The 17,898-nt window shown below is 46.8% G+C and carries 15 protein-coding genes; 7 read left to right on the top strand and 8 right to left on the bottom strand.

The genetic code is table 11. The annotated features are described in order from the left end of the window. Nucleotides 1–192: 192 nt before the first annotated feature. Complete coding sequence (gene hslV / locus ACFS7Z_RS00985; RefSeq protein ID WP_377479512.1) at nt 193–735, bottom strand: ATP-dependent protease subunit HslV; 543 nt, start codon at nt 733–735, stop codon at nt 193–195. 190 nt (nt 736–925) lie between these two features. Then, the gene (locus tag ACFS7Z_RS00980) at nt 926–1,570 is read right to left on the bottom strand and encodes a hypothetical protein (RefSeq protein WP_377479509.1); all 645 of its coding nucleotides are present in this window, start codon (nt 1,568–1,570) and stop codon (nt 926–928) included. A gap of 444 nt (nt 1,571–2,014) precedes the next feature. Here ACFS7Z_RS00980 and ACFS7Z_RS00975 point away from each other — a divergent pair, with 444 nt between their 5' ends. After that, complete coding sequence (locus ACFS7Z_RS00975) at nt 2,015–2,389, top strand: DUF7009 family protein (RefSeq protein WP_377479506.1); 375 nt, start codon at nt 2,015–2,017, stop codon at nt 2,387–2,389. Nucleotides 2,390–2,488: 99 nt separating this feature from the next. Continuing rightward, entirely contained in the window at nt 2,489–3,487 is a 999-nt protein-coding gene (locus ACFS7Z_RS00970; RefSeq protein ID WP_377479503.1) for an endonuclease/exonuclease/phosphatase family protein, read from the top strand. Nucleotides 3,488–3,981: 494 nt separating this feature from the next. Here ACFS7Z_RS00970 and ACFS7Z_RS00965 read toward each other — a convergent pair whose 3' ends face one another. From ACFS7Z_RS00965 to ligD, 4 genes are all read right to left on the bottom strand, one after another. Next, a complete protein-coding gene (locus tag ACFS7Z_RS00965) occupies nt 3,982–5,487 on the bottom strand; it encodes a Do family serine endopeptidase (RefSeq protein WP_377479500.1) in 1,506 nt (501 codons plus the stop codon). A 211-nt stretch (nt 5,488–5,698) separates the two neighbouring features. Next, nucleotides 5,699–6,730: a potassium channel family protein gene (locus tag ACFS7Z_RS00960; protein WP_377479497.1), complete on the bottom strand. Its 1,032-nt coding sequence runs from the start codon at nt 6,728–6,730 to the stop codon at nt 5,699–5,701. 178 nt (nt 6,731–6,908) lie between these two features. Continuing rightward, complete coding sequence (locus ACFS7Z_RS00955; RefSeq protein ID WP_377479494.1) at nt 6,909–7,832, bottom strand: hypothetical protein; 924 nt, start codon at nt 7,830–7,832, stop codon at nt 6,909–6,911. Nucleotides 7,833–7,849: 17 nt separating this feature from the next. Beyond that, nucleotides 7,850–8,779, bottom strand: a complete 930-nt coding sequence (gene ligD / locus ACFS7Z_RS00950; RefSeq protein WP_377479491.1) for a non-homologous end-joining DNA ligase — start codon at nt 8,777–8,779, stop codon at nt 7,850–7,852. A gap of 684 nt (nt 8,780–9,463) precedes the next feature. Here ligD and xth point away from each other — a divergent pair. Further along, nucleotides 9,464–10,282, top strand: a complete 819-nt coding sequence (gene xth, locus ACFS7Z_RS00945) for an exodeoxyribonuclease III (RefSeq protein WP_377479488.1) — start codon at nt 9,464–9,466, stop codon at nt 10,280–10,282. 818 nt (nt 10,283–11,100) lie between these two features. Here xth and ACFS7Z_RS00940 read toward each other — a convergent pair. Together ACFS7Z_RS00940 and ACFS7Z_RS00935 are read right to left on the bottom strand one after the other, a co-directional pair. Continuing rightward, the gene (locus ACFS7Z_RS00940) at nt 11,101–12,807 is read right to left on the bottom strand and encodes a pyruvate dehydrogenase complex dihydrolipoamide acetyltransferase (RefSeq protein WP_377479485.1); all 1,707 of its coding nucleotides are present in this window, start codon (nt 12,805–12,807) and stop codon (nt 11,101–11,103) included. A gap of 105 nt (nt 12,808–12,912) precedes the next feature. Next, nucleotides 12,913–13,551 (bottom strand): histidine phosphatase family protein, encoded by a 639-nt coding sequence (locus ACFS7Z_RS00935; RefSeq protein ID WP_377479483.1) that lies wholly within the window; start codon nt 13,549–13,551, stop codon nt 12,913–12,915. Between the two features lie 51 nt (nt 13,552–13,602). Here ACFS7Z_RS00935 and ACFS7Z_RS00930 point away from each other — a divergent pair, with 51 nt between their 5' ends. The 4 genes from ACFS7Z_RS00930 (at nt 13,603) to ACFS7Z_RS00915 (ending at nt 17,842) form a co-directional block, all read left to right on the top strand. Continuing rightward, nucleotides 13,603–14,028, top strand: a complete 426-nt coding sequence (locus ACFS7Z_RS00930; RefSeq protein WP_377479480.1) for a PaaI family thioesterase — start codon at nt 13,603–13,605, stop codon at nt 14,026–14,028. 6 nt (nt 14,029–14,034) lie between these two features. Then, nucleotides 14,035–15,243, top strand: coding sequence for a chorismate-binding protein (locus tag ACFS7Z_RS00925; RefSeq protein ID WP_377479477.1), 1,209 nt, complete (start codon nt 14,035–14,037; stop codon nt 15,241–15,243). Between the two features lie 110 nt (nt 15,244–15,353). Then, on the top strand, nt 15,354–17,057 hold the full coding sequence (menD, locus tag ACFS7Z_RS00920) for a 2-succinyl-5-enolpyruvyl-6-hydroxy-3-cyclohexene-1-carboxylic-acid synthase (protein WP_377479474.1): 1,704 nt from the start codon (nt 15,354–15,356) through the stop codon (nt 17,055–17,057). A gap of 329 nt (nt 17,058–17,386) precedes the next feature. Further along, nucleotides 17,387–17,842: a DoxX family protein gene (locus tag ACFS7Z_RS00915; protein ID WP_377479470.1), complete on the top strand. Its 456-nt coding sequence runs from the start codon at nt 17,387–17,389 to the stop codon at nt 17,840–17,842. Nucleotides 17,843–17,898 lie beyond the last annotated feature (56 nt).

Below are 17,898 nucleotides of genomic sequence, written 5' to 3'. Positions count from 1 at the left end.
CTGTGCAAATTATTAAAATTAACTGGTTTATACCTTACGGCATATAAACAGCAGCTGTTCGAACACCAAATAAATGCGGGTGGAATGATAGCCGGGTATATGACCTCCGGTTTCAGATGCATAACATAAATTGCACAGAAAAATTCATGATTTAATTATTTTCTTGCCAGCGCTTATACAAGAAAAACAGGCTTACTGCGCCGGCTTCTCCACCACTAAGTTGTGGTTGGTATAAATACATATATCGGCTGCAATGTTCAGGGCCTCGCGCACCATTTCTTCTGCAGATAAATGCGGTGCGTGCTTTTTAAGTGCCAGGGCGGCAGCGTGCGCATACATACTACCAGATCCAATGGCAGCTATTTGGTTGTCCGGCTCCAGCACATCGCCTGTACCGGAAATAATCAGCAGCTCTTCTTTGTTGGCAACTACCATCATGGCTTCCAGCTTGCGCAGGTACTGGTCCTTGCGCCAGTCTTTGGCCAGCTCGATGGCTGCGCGTTTCATGTTGCTCTGGTAGGCGCCCAATTTCTCTTCGAAGCGCTCCAGCAAGGTAAAGGCATCGGCAGTAGAACCGGCAAAGCCTGTTACTATTTTGCCATCCAGCAGTTTCCGTATTTTCTTCACATTGCTTTTTGCAATGTGCTTGTCCATGGTAGCCTGGCCGTCAGCGCCAAGCGCTACTTCTCCATTGTGGAAGATACCACAAACGGTAGTTGATCTGATTTTGGTCATGGTTTTATCTGCTGCCAGTTTAATGCAAGGCATTTCTGGCTTTTTGGTTCATGTTGTAAAGCTACGGTATCATCAAACAAAAAGCCAAAGCAGTAAAAGCAGCCAAATTGTCTGTTTTATGAACAGCAGCATATGCTAAAAATTGCTTTCACTCCTTGCCTGGTTTAAGTTGAACCAAGAGTTAAACTTTTCAGGAAGTATGTTTCGACAGAAGTTCTTCTATGTCCTGCCTTGCCTTTACCAGGAGCGTGTCGTAGTAGCCTTGTTCTTTTGCCACTGTAAGGTTGATAAACAGGTCACTGGTGCCAAGTATACTTTCCGGTTCAGGAGGGGCCTCTGTGCTCTGTAGTGATTCGACAACATTCTTTGCTTCTCCCCCTAGCGCAAGTACGGTTATATGTGACGTGACATCCCCCAGCAAGTCCTCTGACACTTCCAGAAGAGGCGCCAGGTCAGGCAGCTTAAAAAGCAGCATCGCTTGTCCCTGTTCATTTTCTAAAGGACTGTAAGAATCCTGCACTGGCACAAACCCTTTATCAACCCCCATACCTTCCGTATCATTAGCAATAAGCTGATATTTCCAGCCGATACGCTGGGGTTGCAATTGACCAAAGTGCTTTATGCTCTCCGGCGTCTCTCTTATTATCACCCACAGGTTCTTTCCTTCTGATAAGTGGTCAGCTAATTTCAAGTACAAGGCTAATCTTTTCTCGGAACCACCTTCATTAGTACTTCTGCCTGCACTTACACCTCCTGGCACATCCTGTGCCGAACGAGGTGATGTAATGCTCAGGTAGCAAAAAAGTTCTCCTTCCTTATATGATTTAAATTCCATGATTTTCGTTTTAAAATATACGCTTCAATCCCTCCAGCCACTACGCTGTATCTTTAAAATACCCAATTTCACCATACCCGTATTAACGAAATTTTAGTTGATAAGGACATGTACTTTAAGCACTTAAGATTGTGTTGCTTCTATAGCCCAGAGATTAAAAGCAACCGTTCTGATACAGGCCGCGAAAAATTCGGCATCAAAAAGAACAATAACATGAAACAAGATACAGGGCAGGCGAAAGAAAAGGCGCTGGTAAGGTAACGTTAAAGTCGCATGTGCTGCTACTCTAACCTGCGCCAGAAACTATTTGATTTTTTTGCTATAGAAATCAAAATCTCACATAGGTATGTACTCAAGAATGGTTCATGCGTATCAAGTCAAACAATACAATTCCAGTTCGGGAAGGTGCTTTGAGTGAGTGTTACTTATTTTTATTCCATAAATATGAAAATCAGAATTCTTGGAAATTCTTTGCGATTCCGTCTAAAGCAACCGGAGGTAAGTCATTTTCAGCAGCACGGAATAATAACTGAAATAATTGAATTCGGACCTGATCCGACAAATCAGCTGTGCTTTACATTGGAAATAACCACTAAGTCTGAATTTGCTGTTGATTATGCCTTAGGCCAAGTAACTATACATGTGCCAGGACATGTGGCGGAGGATTGGTCAAACAATGACCAGGTAGGCTTTAATGCTAAAGTTAACACTGGTAAAGGTCGCGGGATTGAGCTGCTGGTAGAAAAAGATTTCCTGTGCCTTGACCGTGGGGAAGAAGAAAACAAGGGAGCATACCCAAACCCAAACGCAGCCTGCTGAGTCAGAAGCTTTTGTTTATATATGCTACACGCTCCACAGAATTTAAAAATTATCGCTATACATATACCATGATTTTCCTAATCAAAAAACTGCACCCACATGATGAAGAAAATTTTTCTTTACCTGGTCATATTCGTTAGTGTCCTTGTCATCATAGGAACGCTTTTATCGCTGCTCTACGATGTACCCAGCTGGTATATTAAGATTCTTGACTTTGCGAGACTGCAGTTTCTGATACTGGCTGTTGTTTGCCTTATACTCTTTACTCTGCTCAAAAAAGGCTGGTCTGTTCCTGCTACAGCGCTGGCTGTTGGCTTGGTTTCAGCCCTAGTTTTACAAGCTTTTTACGTGCTGCCCTATACTTTTGCAGGAGATAAAACGGTGCCTCCTGCAGAACCGTCAGAAAGTACTGATGCCAATACCGTGGGAATCCTGATAGTTAATGTGCTGATGCCGAACAGAAATGCAGACGCTTTATTAAACATTATTCGGGATACTGATCCGGAGATGGTGCTGGCAATGGAAACGAATAAGTGGTGGGTGGAACACCTGGAGCCACTTAAAAATGATTACCCATACACCATGCTGTACCCGCTGGACAACACCTATGGGATGGCTTTATACTCGAAGTACCCATTAAGCAAAAGTGAAGTAAAGTTTCTGCAAGAGCCTGAAGTACCTTCTTTTCACACACAGGTACAGCTGCCTTCCAGGGAGCTCTTTATGTTTCATGGGGTACATCCGGTACCGCCGGTGCCAAGCAAAAAACACCCGGATAATATTGGAGAAAAAGAAATTGCATTGGTGAAAGTGGGCGCTATTGTAGCCGAAAATAAATTACCGAACATCGTAGCCGGCGATTACAATGATGTTTCCTGGTCGCATACAACCCGCCTGTTTCAGTCAGAGGGAAACCTGAATAACGTGCGCCTAGGCAGAGGACTCTACAACACATTTAATGCAAAATCGCCTATACAGCGTTGGCCACTGGACCATTTCTTTGTTACGCAGCAGTTTAAACTTCTGGAACTAGAGCGGCTGCCAGCCTTCAACTCTGATCATTTCCCCATGTTCGCTAAGCTGGTTCTGGTTGAATAGCAGCAAGTGAAGCTAAGTGTTTTATAAGCTCCCGTCCCAACTTGCTACTACTCGATAGTATGAATTGATGGGCACTTTTTCAGAGATACTTCTCCTTTTAATGCCTTATAAAAGAGTATTCTATAGGAATTCTGTCTAAACTGCCGTAGGTGTAGTTCATCCAGCGGCATCAAACCTACTGTTCTATAGCTACTGCGCTGTGCTCTCCAGGCCCAGAGGCCGCATCGTGATGTTTTTGGTCTTATTAAGGGTTCCGCACTGGGAGCTCTCCTGCGCCAGGACGCTGCCGCTCGCGGCACCTAAAAACCTTCAAATACAGGGTCCCTTCCCCCAGGCGCTCAACTTAAAGACCGGAAATACATTCACTCCGTGCCAACGAATAGTAAATCTCTCTCTTTATAGAAGGAGCTTTATGTGAATCAGTTTTAGATATGTAAAACAAAAAGAGCTTCTGCAATACTGCAGAAGCTCTTTTACTACTTATGTTTTATTAGTTATTCTTTTCCTATTGGATAGTACGCTTTTAGACCATCCGGATAAACTCCCTCCAAGTAGACAACACCTCCGTCATAGTCATTCAAGTATTTTTCTACGTCAGATGGCACATTTACCGGCTGCTTATCGATGCGGGTAATGATAAAGCCGTCTTTCATACCAGAATCGCTGAACTTGCTGCCTTTCACATTGCCAATTTGAGCGCCTCCGGTTATACCAAGCTTCGCCATCTCCTGCTTGCCTACTGGTTCAAAACGGGCACCTTCAAAAGAAACTGCCTCGGCCTTACTACGCTTCACCAACTCTGTGCTGTTGTTCATGTTCTTCAGCGTTACATTGGCCATTCTCTCTTTGCCGTCACGCAGGTAAGTCACTTTTACTTTATCGCCAGGGCGGTAACGGGCCACCTGCTCCAGTAACTGAGAAGATTTCTTTGTTGCAGCACCATTAATGGCTGTCACTACGTCTCCTGAGCGTAAACCGGCTTCACTGGCTCCGCTGTTCTCAGCCACGTTCGCAAGGTAAACACCATTCAAAGTCTTCAACCCTTTTTCTTTCGCAAAGTCTGAATCAATCTCTCGGATTTCAGCTCCTAAAAGAGCACGCTGTACTTCACCATACTTCAGCAGGTCGTCTACTACTTTACTTACAATAGTAGAAGGAACTGCAAAAGAATATCCTGCAAAAGAACCAGTCTGAGAGGCGATGGCAGTGTTAATACCAATCAGGTCACCATTCAGGTTTACAAGGGCACCACCTGAATTACCAGGGTTAACAGCAGCATCTGTTTGAATAAAGGATTCAATGCTATAGCGCTGGTTCGGGTTGTTAGAGCGAAGGATATCGATGCTACGGCCTTTCGCGCTCACAATACCAGCTGTTACTGTTGATGTCAGGTTCATTGGGTTACCTACTGCCAGCACCCACTCCCCTACCTGCAGGTCGTCGGAGTTACCGTAACGCACTGTAGGAAGCTTGTCAGCTTCTACTTTCAGAAGCGCTATATCTGTTGTAGGATCTGTACCAATAAGCTTCGCTTCATACGTGCGCTTATCGTCCAGCACTACCTTTATTTTATCTGCTTTGTCTATTACGTGGTTGTTCGTAACGATGTAACCGTTGGTGGCAATAATAACACCGGAGCCGGAGCCTCTCTGCACACCCTGCGGCATCTGCTGTTCCTGTGGCATTCTATCACCAAAGAATTCGCGCAGGAAAGGGTCCATCTGGCTGTTACCGCGGCTGGCTGTATTATGCGAGTTGTATTCCGTCATCACGTGTACAACGGCTGGCGTGGCTGACTGTGCTGCTTTTAAAAAGTTAAGTCCTTCAGGTACAATAGGTGTGCTGCTGCGCAAATCGCTGGTGTAGCGAACCTGCGGCTGCAACTGCTCCTGGAAGGCGTAAACTGTATCACTGTCTAATAACTTATAACTACCTGCTGCAATGCCTCCCCCTAAAATGGCTGAAAGAGTCATGCCTGCTATAAACTGTTTCGTTTTCATGTATATCTTTTACTGTTTTAATTTTGTAGTTGGTTAGCGTATGTTGGTGCACGTCAGCATACATACTGGCTTATTTCCAAATACTGTACCAAACTTTCAAAATTGTTGCAGAAGATAGTTACTGAATAGAAACTAGTTGAAAGTTTCAAGTGAATAGCCGGTTGTGTTTAAATATTTATTGAGAGTTGTTAACCTAACTGCTTGAAAAGACCTACTTTGTTTTGGCGCCATTTCCAGTACCGTATACATCCTGCCAGGTCCAGCCGTCACTCTCAAGCAATGCCGTCAGTTCCTTCCGATGCTCCTCTACCTCATTATTAGACACATAATCTGAAGCATCATGATGTAAAGGAATTCCCTCATCCTTTAGCTCACATAGATCCGGCTCCGGGGCGTTTCCATTACCGGGACTGGTTTTAGAGGAGGCTCCTTTTACGATATTTATATAAGAGTCGAGGGTGGTTCTGAGCATCCTGAGCTTCAATTTGTCTTTGCAGGAGTCATCAGACACGGCGTGCGTGATTATCAGGAGAACTTCATCCAACATCACCATGGCCCGCTTGATAGACTTATCTTCCCTGCTGTTATGGTAATAGTGGATAACAGGGTAAGAACGGTGGTTGAGGGTGTGCTGCATGATCATGTCTGCCAGGTTAGATGCGTTATCAAAGAAAGAGGAAAAGTCTTTCCCGTTCCAGCTATTGCACAATATACCCTGTGGCGTTTTGCCCATGCTAGCGACATAAAGGCTGATCTTGCTCTGTTGATTCACTGCTGTAAGCACAGGAACAAAGTAGGTGATGGAGGTTGTGATAAAAGCGATACCGGCGAATGCCGAGAGACTGGTAACCACACGCCATCCGTCGCTGGCCGGAACATAGTCGCCGGTGCCAAGGGTAGAGAGCGTAAAGCCGGCAAAATAAAGTTTCTCAACCCAGTCTGCAGGCGTGTGGGTACCGCTGTCCCGTACGGAGTCATAGTCTGAGAGCAGCACCAGCAACAGGCTCAACCACATGCCTGCTATCCAGACAACAAGTATAAGAATCAGGATTGTCGGGCCGGCGTATTCTAACACAGTGGCTCTCCCGTTTCGGCGTGCAGCCAGAAAGAAAACCCTCCAGACGTTGCCGGACACAAAACCTGTAATACGGCCGCCCCCATTGGTGGTGAAGGTTGTCTGGATAATGTCCATGGCTGTAACTATAAACAGCAGCACTCCCAGAACTATAAAACCAATACTCATAATTTGTTAGTCAGATAGAGTTCTGTTACGGTAACTGCTGAAAATAAGCTTAGATGCACATCATCATATCGACCTCCCTGCATATTATCTGAAAATTTTGAAGTACACTATAGGGCTTGTATCAGGAAAAATCAGCACCTGGACCAGCTTTATAATGATATCAACTCCTATCAATAAACTACCTTTCTTGCTTCATGCTGCCAATGAAGCGATTGATCCCTTCTCCTTTCATGCGCATGAGGGCAAACGTTAGAGCTGCTGCAAGTGTTAAAGAGGTAATGTTTATACCATAAGTAAGCAGGTGCTCCGGCCATTTATCTCCCTCATCAAAACCAAAAATGAGCTTCATTCCGAACCAGGCTGGATAGACGGAGATGTGGGCGGTGGCGGCTAAGCCAATTAATTCTCGTCTGCCCGCATCATCTACTGCCGCAAGCCCTGCAGCAATACCTATAACGCATGAGAGAATAAAGCCAGACAGCGGTGATCCATGTAATTGCCAACTAATTGGAGGCGCTGTGAATAATGCCACACATATCCCCGCCAGCGTTATCAAAATAGTAGAAGTCAAGAGGGCAAGGAGACCCTGACCGAAAAAGCGCCACTCCCGGAGTACAGCGCCCAGGCCTGTTCCTAGCATATGGTGGTGAAAAGGCAGGAACATCAGGCCAGCTATAATAAGCGGAAGAAAGTCCTCTACCATACCATAAGCCAGCAAAACAGAGGAGAGAAAGACCCTGCCGACCAAGCTCACTGTGATTTTAGTAAACTGCCACAGCTCTTCATACACATCCGTTGTGGGCCTTACCAAGGGCACTGTATCCTTTTCAGGTGGCTGCGAAGCGAATAATGATTCCGGATGGCGAATGGTGAAGGCGTAGGACACTGGATCATAAAAGGGTGCTATCATCAGGTTTTCGATGAACTGTTTAGCCTTTGGTGTGGCTGTTTCTACCTCTACCACATCTAATGGCAATTCAAGGTGATCAGGGGAATACTGCCTTTCCTGCCGCATAGACACCTGGGCAGCTCCTGCGGCAAAGGCAACCTCAGCGATACTTCTTCCTTGCCCTTCCGGGGCCTTTACAGTGATTAAGCGCATATCAGCTTGTCTTTAGTTTACGATTTCAGTTTTGTCAGGCACTGCTCGATGTTCACTCCTTCACCTAACACACCTCTAAAAACATCTCCTAGCTTTTGAATCCTTTCTGGTATATTTTTAATTGTGAACGCAGTCGGCAATAGCCCCGGCTTCACTTCTTCCCAAAGTAAAGGGATAGAGACAGTAGCTCCGGCACGTGGCCGGGCACTGTATGCCGCAGCTACTGTCTGGCCAATAGAGTTCTGCAGAAAATCTAGGTAAACTTGATTTCTCCGCTCTTTAGGGTTACGCTCCAGGCTCGTGAGGTGCGGAAGTTTTTTGTGCACGGCCTGTGCTATCACATGCGCAAACTCCCTTGCCTGATCAAAAGCATATTTCGCTCCCAGCGGCACGAAAATATGCATGCCTGTTGCTCCGGATGTCTTTGCGTAAGCCGAGGCCCCTGCTTTGTCCAGCACTTCCTTCGTAACAAGTGCTACCGCTACAACTTCATCATAAGTATTCTCCCCCGGGTCTAGGTCTATGACCATATAATCCGGCTTCTCCAGGGTAGCGGTACGCGAGTTCCAGGGGTTAAGTTGAATACAACCCAGGTTGTTCATATAAGCTAGGGTGGCAGCACTGTCGCACACCAGGTACGCCACCTCCTCTCCCGTAGACTCTGCCGTTAGCTTAATGGTTCGTACCCAAGCAGGGGTATTAGGAATGTCTTTCTGTATGAAGCCCGGCCTTGTAACGCCGTTCGGAAACCGGAAAAGTGATTGCGGCCTGTCCTGCAGGTACGGCATCAGCACATCGGCTATGGATTGATAATACTCCACCAACTCGCCTTTTGTGATATTTTCTTCTGGCCAGTATAGTTTATCCTGGTTACTCAGTGATACAGTCTGCCCATCTATTACTTTCTCTATCCTTGTTTTGTCACTCTTGCTTTTCTTCTCCGCCATAGTTGCCTGTTTTACATTTGGTTTTTCTACCAGCTTCTTGCACGGCCTCTTCTGTATGAATCGATGTTTCTCTTTCTCCATTCTATCTCCCCGCAATTCTTCTTCTTGGTAGAAACATGACATTATACCACAAAACAAGGCTTGCCGGCACGATTGATTTCCTGCCCTTCTGGCTCTGGTTTCTGATCTAAGTCGAGTTTTGTTTATATACCTCTAATCCCATACATCTATTACTTAGATTCACAGAAATACTAGACGCCAGCGTTTCAGCTGACTGGGCACTAGGTTGGTTGGATAGGAGCAGTACTACATATAGAAATAATGCTTGTGCACCACTCAAAGGCTTAGAACGAATGCTGCCGCTAATCGTTTTATGACACCAGCAAACTGCCCCGAAAGGCTGTAATGGTGAGCCAAAAGTTTAGTTGTCTTCTAACGTAGTTGTGCTTAAAATTTAACAAAACTATCCGGTTAATAACACTAAGGTTTATCAGTGATACAGGCTAAAGAAATTGTAAAACACTAGCTCGACACGTAACAAGAAGAATTCATTTTAATAGTGTTGGTCCTATTTTGGATTCATAGTGCATTGGTTAAATCTGCATAAGGCAGAACGTCTGAAGGAAGATAGCGTAACGAATGATAACAACTTTAGAAAAGTGCCTTACTGGGACTTTTTAGAAGATGATAATATCTAAACATCAGATATCCTCAACCAAAGCAGACATGAAAATAGCCACTTATAATTTGAATGGAGTTAACGCCCGGCTTCCTGTATTACTCCGGTGGCTTGAAATGACGATTCCGGATGTTGTTTGCTTGCAGGAAATGAAAGCCCCTGATGAAAAATTTCCAGAGCAGGCTATTGCTAATGCAGGTTATCACGCTATATGGCATGGGCAAAAGAGCTGGAATGGTGTCGCTATTCTGGCGCGAAATGAAAAACCGGAGGAGGTAAGACGGGAACTTCCGGGTGAACCGGAAGATGACCAGAGCCGCTACCTGGAGGCGAAGGTGAACGGTATTCTCATCGGCTGTCTTTACCTGCCAAACGGCAACCCCGCCCCCGGTCCGAAATTTGACTACAAGCTACGCTGGTTTACTAGATTTATAGCCCATGCGGCTGATTTACTGTCATCTGACACACCTGTGGTGTTAGCAGGAGATTATAATGTGATCCCGACGGAGTTGGATGCTTACAAGCCGGAGCGATGGGTAGAAGACGCTTTGTTTCGGCCGGAAATCAGATCTGCTTTCCAAAGTCTTCTTGCACAAGGATGGACAGATGCGATACGTAATGTCTATCCAAATGAAATCATCTATACTTTCTTTGATTATTTCCGAAATGCTTTTGGGCGAAATGCAGGACTACGTATCGACCATTTCCTTTTAAGTCCACACCTTGACAGCCGCCTTGTTGCTGCGGGTGTTGACCGTACTGCACGAGGATGGGAAAAAACCAGCGACCATGCGCCGGTATGGATTGAACTGGCCGATGAATAAACCGGTGTGATAGGAGTGAATTTTTTTCCTGTCTGGGCTGCCGTAGTTGTTAGTTCATCCAGCGGCATCTCACCAAATGTTCTATAGCTATTAATTCTCCAAGCCAGGAGGCCTCGTAGTGGGGGTAGGGGCCCTCTTTTGGGCGCCGTGCTGGGAGCATTTCTGCGCCAGGGCGCTCCCGCTCCCGGGGCACCTAAATTTCTCCTAAAAAATGCCACTTCCCTCAGGCGCTCAAACCAAAGACTGGAAACAATTTCACTTAGTGCCAACGAATAGAAAAGGCTTATTTATGGAAGGAGCTTTAGGCAATATGTGGTTTTGTCCATTTTGTTCAGCGCATTCAGCGTCGCCTGCAGTTCCTGGTTCTATGATGTATGAAGCCGTTTATTTTCCGGCGCCGAAAAACATAATGTACCATCTTTAACGGCTGCCACTGTTGCTTCCGGAGGTTTTCGCTCAAATTGGTATCAGCTAAGTTCTGCGCCTGGCGGTACATCAAAGTGATGACCTAGGCAATGAACCGGAAGCCTGGGTATGACCGCCACAACGGGAGATAATCTCCTAAGAAAGTTTTTCTGCATCATCAGGGCTTTTACCTTGCATCCTGCATGCTTTCAGAATGATAGCCGGGTGCTTTATGATGATTTTAAGAATTCTTTTTCCAAGGAGTAAATGCCACAGAACTATAAGTCGCAACTCGTCCTGGAACCTTACAGCTTCACTCTGTTATATTCCATTATTTCCAGCTACCAGAATTGCCATAAAAAAGCCTCCCCCGCGTGAGCAGAAAAGGCTTTTCTTTTATTTTAAATTTAAGCTTAAACCAGTATTCTCACCGGGTTCTCCAACAGGTTCTTGAACGTTTGCAGGAAAGCAGAACCCACTGCACCATCCACTACACGGTGGTCGCAGGAAAGTGTCACTTTCATCACATTGCCTATTTTAATCTGTCCATCTTTCACTACAGGCACCTGCGCTATACCACCTACTGCCATGATACAGGCATTCGGAGGATTAATGATAGCGGTGAACTCATCTATACCGAACATACCCAGATTAGAGATGGAGAACGTGCTGCCTTCCATTTGCGCTGGCTGCAGTTTCTTGCTCTTCGCTTTGCCTCCCAGGTCTTTCACTTCTGCTGAAATAGCAGAAAGCGACTTAAAGTCGGCGTTGCGGACCACGGGCACCAGCAGGCCTTCTTCTACCGCTACCGCCACACCAATATTAATGTGCTTGTTGTATCGGATTTTATCACCCAACCAGGAGGAGTTAACCGCCGGGTGCTGACGTAGGGACGCAGCAGCAGCTTTGATAACCAGATCGTTGAAGGAGATTTTAACCGGAGACACTTCGTTCATGCTGACACGCGCTTCCATTGCCTTGTCCATGTCTATAGACATTGTAAGGAAGAAATGCGGTGCAGTGAACAGGCTTTCAGACAGACGGCGGGCAATTACCTTGCGCATCTGCGACACGTTTACCTCTTCGTACTCCTCTGAAGGAATCCCTGCAATAGTAGCAGGTGCACCCTGTGGAGCAGGCACTTTAGAGGTTGCTGTCTGTTGCTGCGGTGCAGCTTCAGATGGTGTATAGTTCTCGATGTCGCGCAAGACAATGCGGCCACCCTCACCTGTACCTTTTATCTGCGAAATCTTGTATCCTTTTTCCTGTGCCAGCTTTTTGGCTAACGGGGAAGCTTTAATGCGCCCGTTTTCAGAAGTGGCACCCGCATCAGCCTGCTCCGCAGACCCAGGTCCTGGTACTGTTGTCTCTGTTACTTTCTCCTCTTGTACTGTTTCAGCACGGGCCTGGATGTCCTCGTCTGTTACAGCGTTTTCTTCACGGGATTGTTGGTTGGAAGAAGCGGCCTCCAGTAGTGCTTTGTAATTGGCACCTTCCTCACCTATAATGGCAATAATGGCATCTACTGCTACTGATTCGCCTTCTTTAACACCCATATACAGCAAGGTGCCGTCTTCATACGACTCCAGCTCCATTGTCGCCTTGTCGGTTTCAACTTCAGCCAGTATATCTCCTGATTTTACTTTATCGCCTTGTTTCTTCTGCCACGAAACCAGCACACCCTCAGTCATGGTGTCGCTCATTTTCGGCATTCTGATGATGTTTGCTTTGATGGCGCTCACATCTACAGCGGGCTTGGCAGGAGCGGCCTCTCTGGCTTCAGCGGGCTTTGTCTCTACCGGTTTCTCCTGCTTTGGCTCCTCCTTTGCAGCTGGCTTGCCGCCGCCTTTTATTTCCTGCAGCAATTCAGAAATATCTTCACCGTCTTTGCCGATAATGGCCAATACGCCATCCACGGGAACGGTGTCACCTTTCTTTTGCCCTATGTATAGAAGTGTACCGTCTTCATACGACTCCAGCTCCATTGTCGCCTTGTCGGTTTCAACCTCGGCCAGGATGTCGCCGGAGCTCACCTTATCGCCTTCTTTCTTAAGCCAAGATGCAATCACCCCCTCAGTCATCGTGTCACTCATCTTGGGCATTCTTATAACTTCAGCCATAAATTTCGTCTTATATTATTCGCCCAGTTGGTCTATTCGTGTTGATATATCAGCCCAAATTTAGATTTAAAAATATTTTATTCAAACTATATGGTTCTTATTTGTTCAGAGCACTGAATCAGGCGCTTCCTCCACCAGATGCGACACATCGCAATATTTCTTCACAGTAAACATACTTCCGGTGTAATCGAGCTGGTAAAGGCAGAGGTTCAGGTGCTCAAACTGGTCCATGCATCGCAGCGGGTAATGCAGCAGGTTGCAAAGAAACACACGCATGGCGCGCCCGTGCATGCAGATTAGGATGGTTTCTTCTTCCGGGCGGCTCAGGATCAGGTCAATAACCGGTTTCTGCCTTGCTGCCACTAGTTCAGGGCTCTCCCCTCCTTCTATGCATACGTCACAGTTCCCGTTACGCCACGTCTGCAGGATGTCGTAGTAATATTTGTCCTCTTCCGGCGTCATGCGGCTTCCTTCGCGGGTTCCCCAGTGAATTTCGTTCAATCCGGCGTGCTGCTCGTGCGGCAGCCCCAGGTCCAGAAAGCCCTGCACCGACTGTATACTGCGCTGCAAGGTGGAAGTATACACTTTATCAAAAGGAATGTCTTTATACTTCTGGTAAAACAGCTTGGCCTGGTTCCATCCTGTCTCGTTGAGAGAGGAATTTACGCCACTGCCCTGTACTATACTTTGCAGGTTATAATCCGTCTGTCCGTGACGAATGAGGTATACTTTCTTAATACTCAAAATTCTTCTACTTTTGCCTTTTATACAAATGAAGCCCTAATTTAGGCATACATGTCTACACACGAAAATATTAGTACGTTAGATCAGGTAAAGCAGTGGTGCAAAAATACCATGATGGAATATCTGGGTATCGAAATAACAGAGGTAGGCACTGATTATATCTGCGGAAAAATGCCGGTAGACCATCGCACGCACCAGCCCATGGGCTTACTCCACGGAGGCGCCTCCGTGGTGTTGGCCGAGTCGCTGGCAAGTATAGGCGCCGCCCTTCAAGTAGACAGAACAAAGAAGGCCTGTGTCGGTTTAGAAATCAATGCAAATCATATCAGGGGTATCCGCGAAGGCTGGGTTTACGCCAGAGCCTCGGCCATACATACCGGACGCACTACTCAGATTTGGGAAACAAAAATTACAAACGATACCGGCGAACTGGTTTGCATCAGCCGCATGACAGTGGCCGTAATCGATAAGAAATAATAAAAAATGGAACAAGCTACTGCTTCAGAAGGCGATGCAACTGGTGCAGAGGCACACATCAACTCCTTAGCTCCTGTTATCCATACGGCTATCGGTAGCGGGAAAGCAGTAGCAGCCTGGCGGTTGCCTCATACAAAGGAAGCACATGTCGCGGTGTCGCTTCAGGATAGCTTCACCCCAACGCCTCCGACTGTGGAAAACAGCCCTTTCGGCTTTCTCTTCTGCCCTTTTCAGGAAAGTGAGCCAGCACCAAATCTTTTTATTAAGGCGGATCTGTATAGTAGTCCGGCAACAGGTAAACTTACTGCGGCAGCTGATGCGCCCGCCCCTGAAGTGGATGATTTTATGAAAGCCCTGGAACTTGGTTCAGCCCCACCACACCAGAGTTGGTACACTTCAGACGCTTGTATACAGCAGCAGTCGGACTTGCATTTTCAGAAAGCTGTAGCAGCGGCTGTAGCCGCGATAAATGAGGAGCAAATGGAGAAGGTGGTACTGTCCCGCAACAGCATCCTTCCATTGCCTTCGCACCTGGATCTTTCAACTGTCTTTGAACTGATGTGCCAGAAGCACCCACGGGCCTTTGTCTCAGTGGTTTCGGTTCCGGGTGTGGGAACATGGGCTGGAGCCTCTCCTGAGATTCTGGTAAGTATAAATGAGCAACAGGTTTTCCATACAGTGGCGCTGGCAGGCACACAGCCTGCTACCGAGAGTGTAGCCGATGCTATCTGGCGACAGAAAGAAATTGAAGAGCAAGCCATGGTGGAACGATATATACTGCTCTGCTTTAAAAGCCTGCGCCTGCGCGAGTATACTGAAACAGGTCCGCGCACGGTGGTGGCAGGCAACCTGATGCACCTGCGCACCGATTTCAAAGTCAATCTGAAAGAGGTAGACTTCCCGAGCCTGGGAACAGACATGCTGCGCTTGTTGCACCCTACTTCTGCTGTCTGCGGATTACCCAAAGCGCCTGCACTGGAGTTTATACTCGAGCACGAGGGCTATGACCGTAGTTACTACAGCGGGTTCCTAGGCCCTGTTAACAGCAATGCAGGCACCCATTTATTTGTGAACCTGCGCTGCATGCAATTATTAAAAGACAAAGCCATTATATACGCTGGCGCAGGTGTTACTGCTGAGTCTGACCCAGTAAAAGAATGGATGGAAACGCAACACAAAATGGTTGCTATGCAGCGGATTCTTCAGCAATTTTAATTTCGTTAATCGTTGCTCGTTGTGTGTTGTTCGGGGGAAATTTAGAGTTGCCTGAATGATTCTACTTACTTTAAACGAGCAATGAGTAACGAACAACACATAACGAAAATATGATAATTCAGCCTGTTGTTAACATAGCAGAGATATGTGCGCGTAAGGGTGTGGAGCATGTCGTTCTCTCCCCGGGTTCCCGCTGTGCGCCGCTTACAATTGCCTTTGCCCGCCACCCGAAACTGACGGTGCGTACGGTAAGCGATGAGCGTACCGCTGCGTTTATTGCCCTGGGTATGGCACTGACAACCGGAATGCCTACCGTTCTGGTATGTACTTCAGGCACGGCAGCTTTGAATTATGCTCCTGCTGTGGCGGAGGCATTTTTCCAGCTGGTGCCGCTGCTGGTGCTCACGGCAGATCGCCCTCCTGAATGGATTGACCAACTGGACGGGCAGACAATTCGCCAGCAAAACATATATGGCCAGCACATCAAACAGAGTTATACTTTTCCAGTAGACTTTGCTCATCCTGATGCGGTGTGGCACAGTGAGCGGATGGTGTCGGAGGCATTGAACAAGGCTGTTGCTTTTCCGGCGGGTCCGGTTCACATCAATGTTCCGCTACGCGAGCCTTTTTACCCTGGCCCTGGTGAAGAAGTAACTTTTGACAAGGGAGTCAAAATAATTGAGGAGGAACATAATACGTTTGAACTGAACCCTGGCCAGGTAAACCAGCTACAGCAGGAAATGCAGCAATATAGTCGTGTACTGGTGGTTGCCGGGCAGGGTACGTATGAGCAACAGCTGCTGGATAGCCTGGATCTATATGCGGAAACAAGAAACGCTGTAGCCGTTGGGGATATCATAAGCAATGTGCAGGGGAGCAGTTTGATTATCCGTTACCACGATGCTCTCCTGGCTACACCAGATGAAAACAAGTTAAAAGAACTGCAACCTGACCTGTTGATCACCTTCGGCAAGTCCTTTATTTCTAAAGGACTGAAGCTGTACCTCCGGAAATACAAGCCTGAAGCGCACTGGCACATACAGCCTGCCGGTGACGTAGCGGATACCTTCCAAACGTTGACCCGGGTTGTTCGCTGTGCACCTGCACACTTCTTTTCAAGCCTGGCAGGCTCACAAAAAGCTGTTACTACTTCGTTTCAGAATGTTTGGCAAGCCATGAATGAAAAGGCAGGTAATTTTTTGCAGCAGCATGTAGGTGAAGCAGCGCATGGTGAATTAGCCATTGCGGCACGTGTGCTGCAGGCTTTACCACAGCAGAGCCATTTGCACCTGGCCAACAGCATGTCGGTGCGCTATGCCAATATCTTAGCGCTACAACCAACCCAGGATGTGCGGGTGTATGCCAACCGCGGGACAAGCGGCATCGATGGCAGCAACAGCACAGCCGTTGGCTGTGCCCTCCTCAGTTCCGGCATCACCACCTTGCTCACCGGCGACCTTGCCTTCTTCTACGACCGCAACGGGCTATGGCACAACTACCTGCCCCAGAACCTGCGCATCGTGCTGCTCAACAACCATGCAGGTGGCATCTTCCGGCTGATAGATGGCCCGAAGCAGCAGCCTGAACTGGAGCCCTTTTTTGAGACACACCAGGCGCTGAACGCAGAAAATACTGCACGTGACTTCAATATGAGTTATCATGCGGTGCATAGCTTGGCGGAACTAGAAGAGATACTGCCCGAATTCTTTTCTACAGAAGCAGGCGCCGGAATTTTAGAAGTTTTCACAGAAAGCTCTGGCAATGCAGCTGCTTTTGCCACCTATAGGCAGGAGGTTAGAAAGATTCGGTATTAAAAGCTGGTGCGCTGCAGTATGCATTTTGCCATAGCTTTTTGTATAATAAAACTGTACATCTATTCTCTCATCATTTTCCTTCAGCTTTGCAACCTCTTACTCTTTCTTTTCAGGTTTCTTGCCAGTAACTTGGTTATGCCTAACTATGGGCTCTGAATTTGGAAATTATACTTGCTGCAGGTGACCAAAATCATGTCCTGCTATCTGAAAGTTCTGAATCCTAGTCTTCAGGCAAGCGATGTTAAAACAATCCAGGGTGTATTGTCCAAATAATAATTTGATTCGTTTAAGTAATTAGAAATCAAGTTATTAATTAAAGCACTACAGCCATGAACCTGTCACAAAACTTGCACCAAATAGAGCGTTGGTCTGATGCACACCACCCGCTCTGGATTGATTTTTTACGCGTAGCCCTTGGTGTGTTCCTGTTCATTAAGGGGTTTATGTTTATACAGGACACCGGCGCATTGATGAACATTTTGCGCAAAAGTGAATTTCCGTGGGTTTCCATTGGGCTGGCACATTATGTCGCCATGGTTCATTTAGCAGGAGGCGTACTCATTGCCATTGGGCTCATAACGCGTGTAGCCATTCTTTTCCAGCTTCCGATTCTGCTTGGGGCCGTATTTTTCGTTAACCCTGAGCGGGGATTCTATTCTGAAAATACAGAGCTTTGGTCATCGCTGATTGTGCTTCTCTTACTGATCTTCTTCCTGGTATTTGGTTCGGGGCGCTTCTCTGCAGATTACATGATGCGTGAGAAGGAAAGGGATCTAAAAGAATGATTTATAGAATTTGCTGTCATGATTAACAGGCACTCCTGAAAATCTCAGGAGTTCAG

Source organism: Pontibacter toksunensis, assembly GCF_042686245.1.
Lineage (GTDB): Bacteria > Bacteroidota > Bacteroidia > Cytophagales > Hymenobacteraceae > Pontibacter > Pontibacter toksunensis.
The sequence above is the reverse complement of the archived record's forward strand: the minus strand, read 5'-3'. Positions and strand labels throughout refer to the sequence as shown.

Coding starts and splice junctions, on each gene's coding strand:
- hslV (WP_377479512.1), bottom strand. CDS start 735: ATGACCAAAATCAGATCAACTACCGTTTGTGGTATCTTCCACAATGGA.
- ACFS7Z_RS00980 (WP_377479509.1), bottom strand. CDS start 1,570: ATGGAATTTAAATCATATAAGGAAGGAGAACTTTTTTGCTACCTGAGC.
- ACFS7Z_RS00975 (WP_377479506.1), top strand. CDS start 2,015: ATGAAAATCAGAATTCTTGGAAATTCTTTGCGATTCCGTCTAAAGCAA.
- ACFS7Z_RS00970 (WP_377479503.1), top strand. CDS start 2,489: ATGATGAAGAAAATTTTTCTTTACCTGGTCATATTCGTTAGTGTCCTT.
- ACFS7Z_RS00965 (WP_377479500.1), bottom strand. CDS start 5,487: ATGAAAACGAAACAGTTTATAGCAGGCATGACTCTTTCAGCCATTTTA.
- ACFS7Z_RS00960 (WP_377479497.1), bottom strand. CDS start 6,730: ATGAGTATTGGTTTTATAGTTCTGGGAGTGCTGCTGTTTATAGTTACA.
- ACFS7Z_RS00955 (WP_377479494.1), bottom strand. CDS start 7,832: ATGCGCTTAATCACTGTAAAGGCCCCGGAAGGGCAAGGAAGAAGTATC.
- ligD (WP_377479491.1), bottom strand. CDS start 8,779: ATGGCGGAGAAGAAAAGCAAGAGTGACAAAACAAGGATAGAGAAAGTA.
- xth (WP_377479488.1), top strand. CDS start 9,464: ATGATAATATCTAAACATCAGATATCCTCAACCAAAGCAGACATGAAA.
- ACFS7Z_RS00940 (WP_377479485.1), bottom strand. CDS start 12,807: ATGGCTGAAGTTATAAGAATGCCCAAGATGAGTGACACGATGACTGAG.
- ACFS7Z_RS00930 (WP_377479480.1), top strand. CDS start 13,603: ATGTCTACACACGAAAATATTAGTACGTTAGATCAGGTAAAGCAGTGG.
- ACFS7Z_RS00925 (WP_377479477.1), top strand. CDS start 14,035: ATGGAACAAGCTACTGCTTCAGAAGGCGATGCAACTGGTGCAGAGGCA.
- menD (WP_377479474.1), top strand. CDS start 15,354: ATGATAATTCAGCCTGTTGTTAACATAGCAGAGATATGTGCGCGTAAG.
- ACFS7Z_RS00915 (WP_377479470.1), top strand. CDS start 17,387: ATGAACCTGTCACAAAACTTGCACCAAATAGAGCGTTGGTCTGATGCA.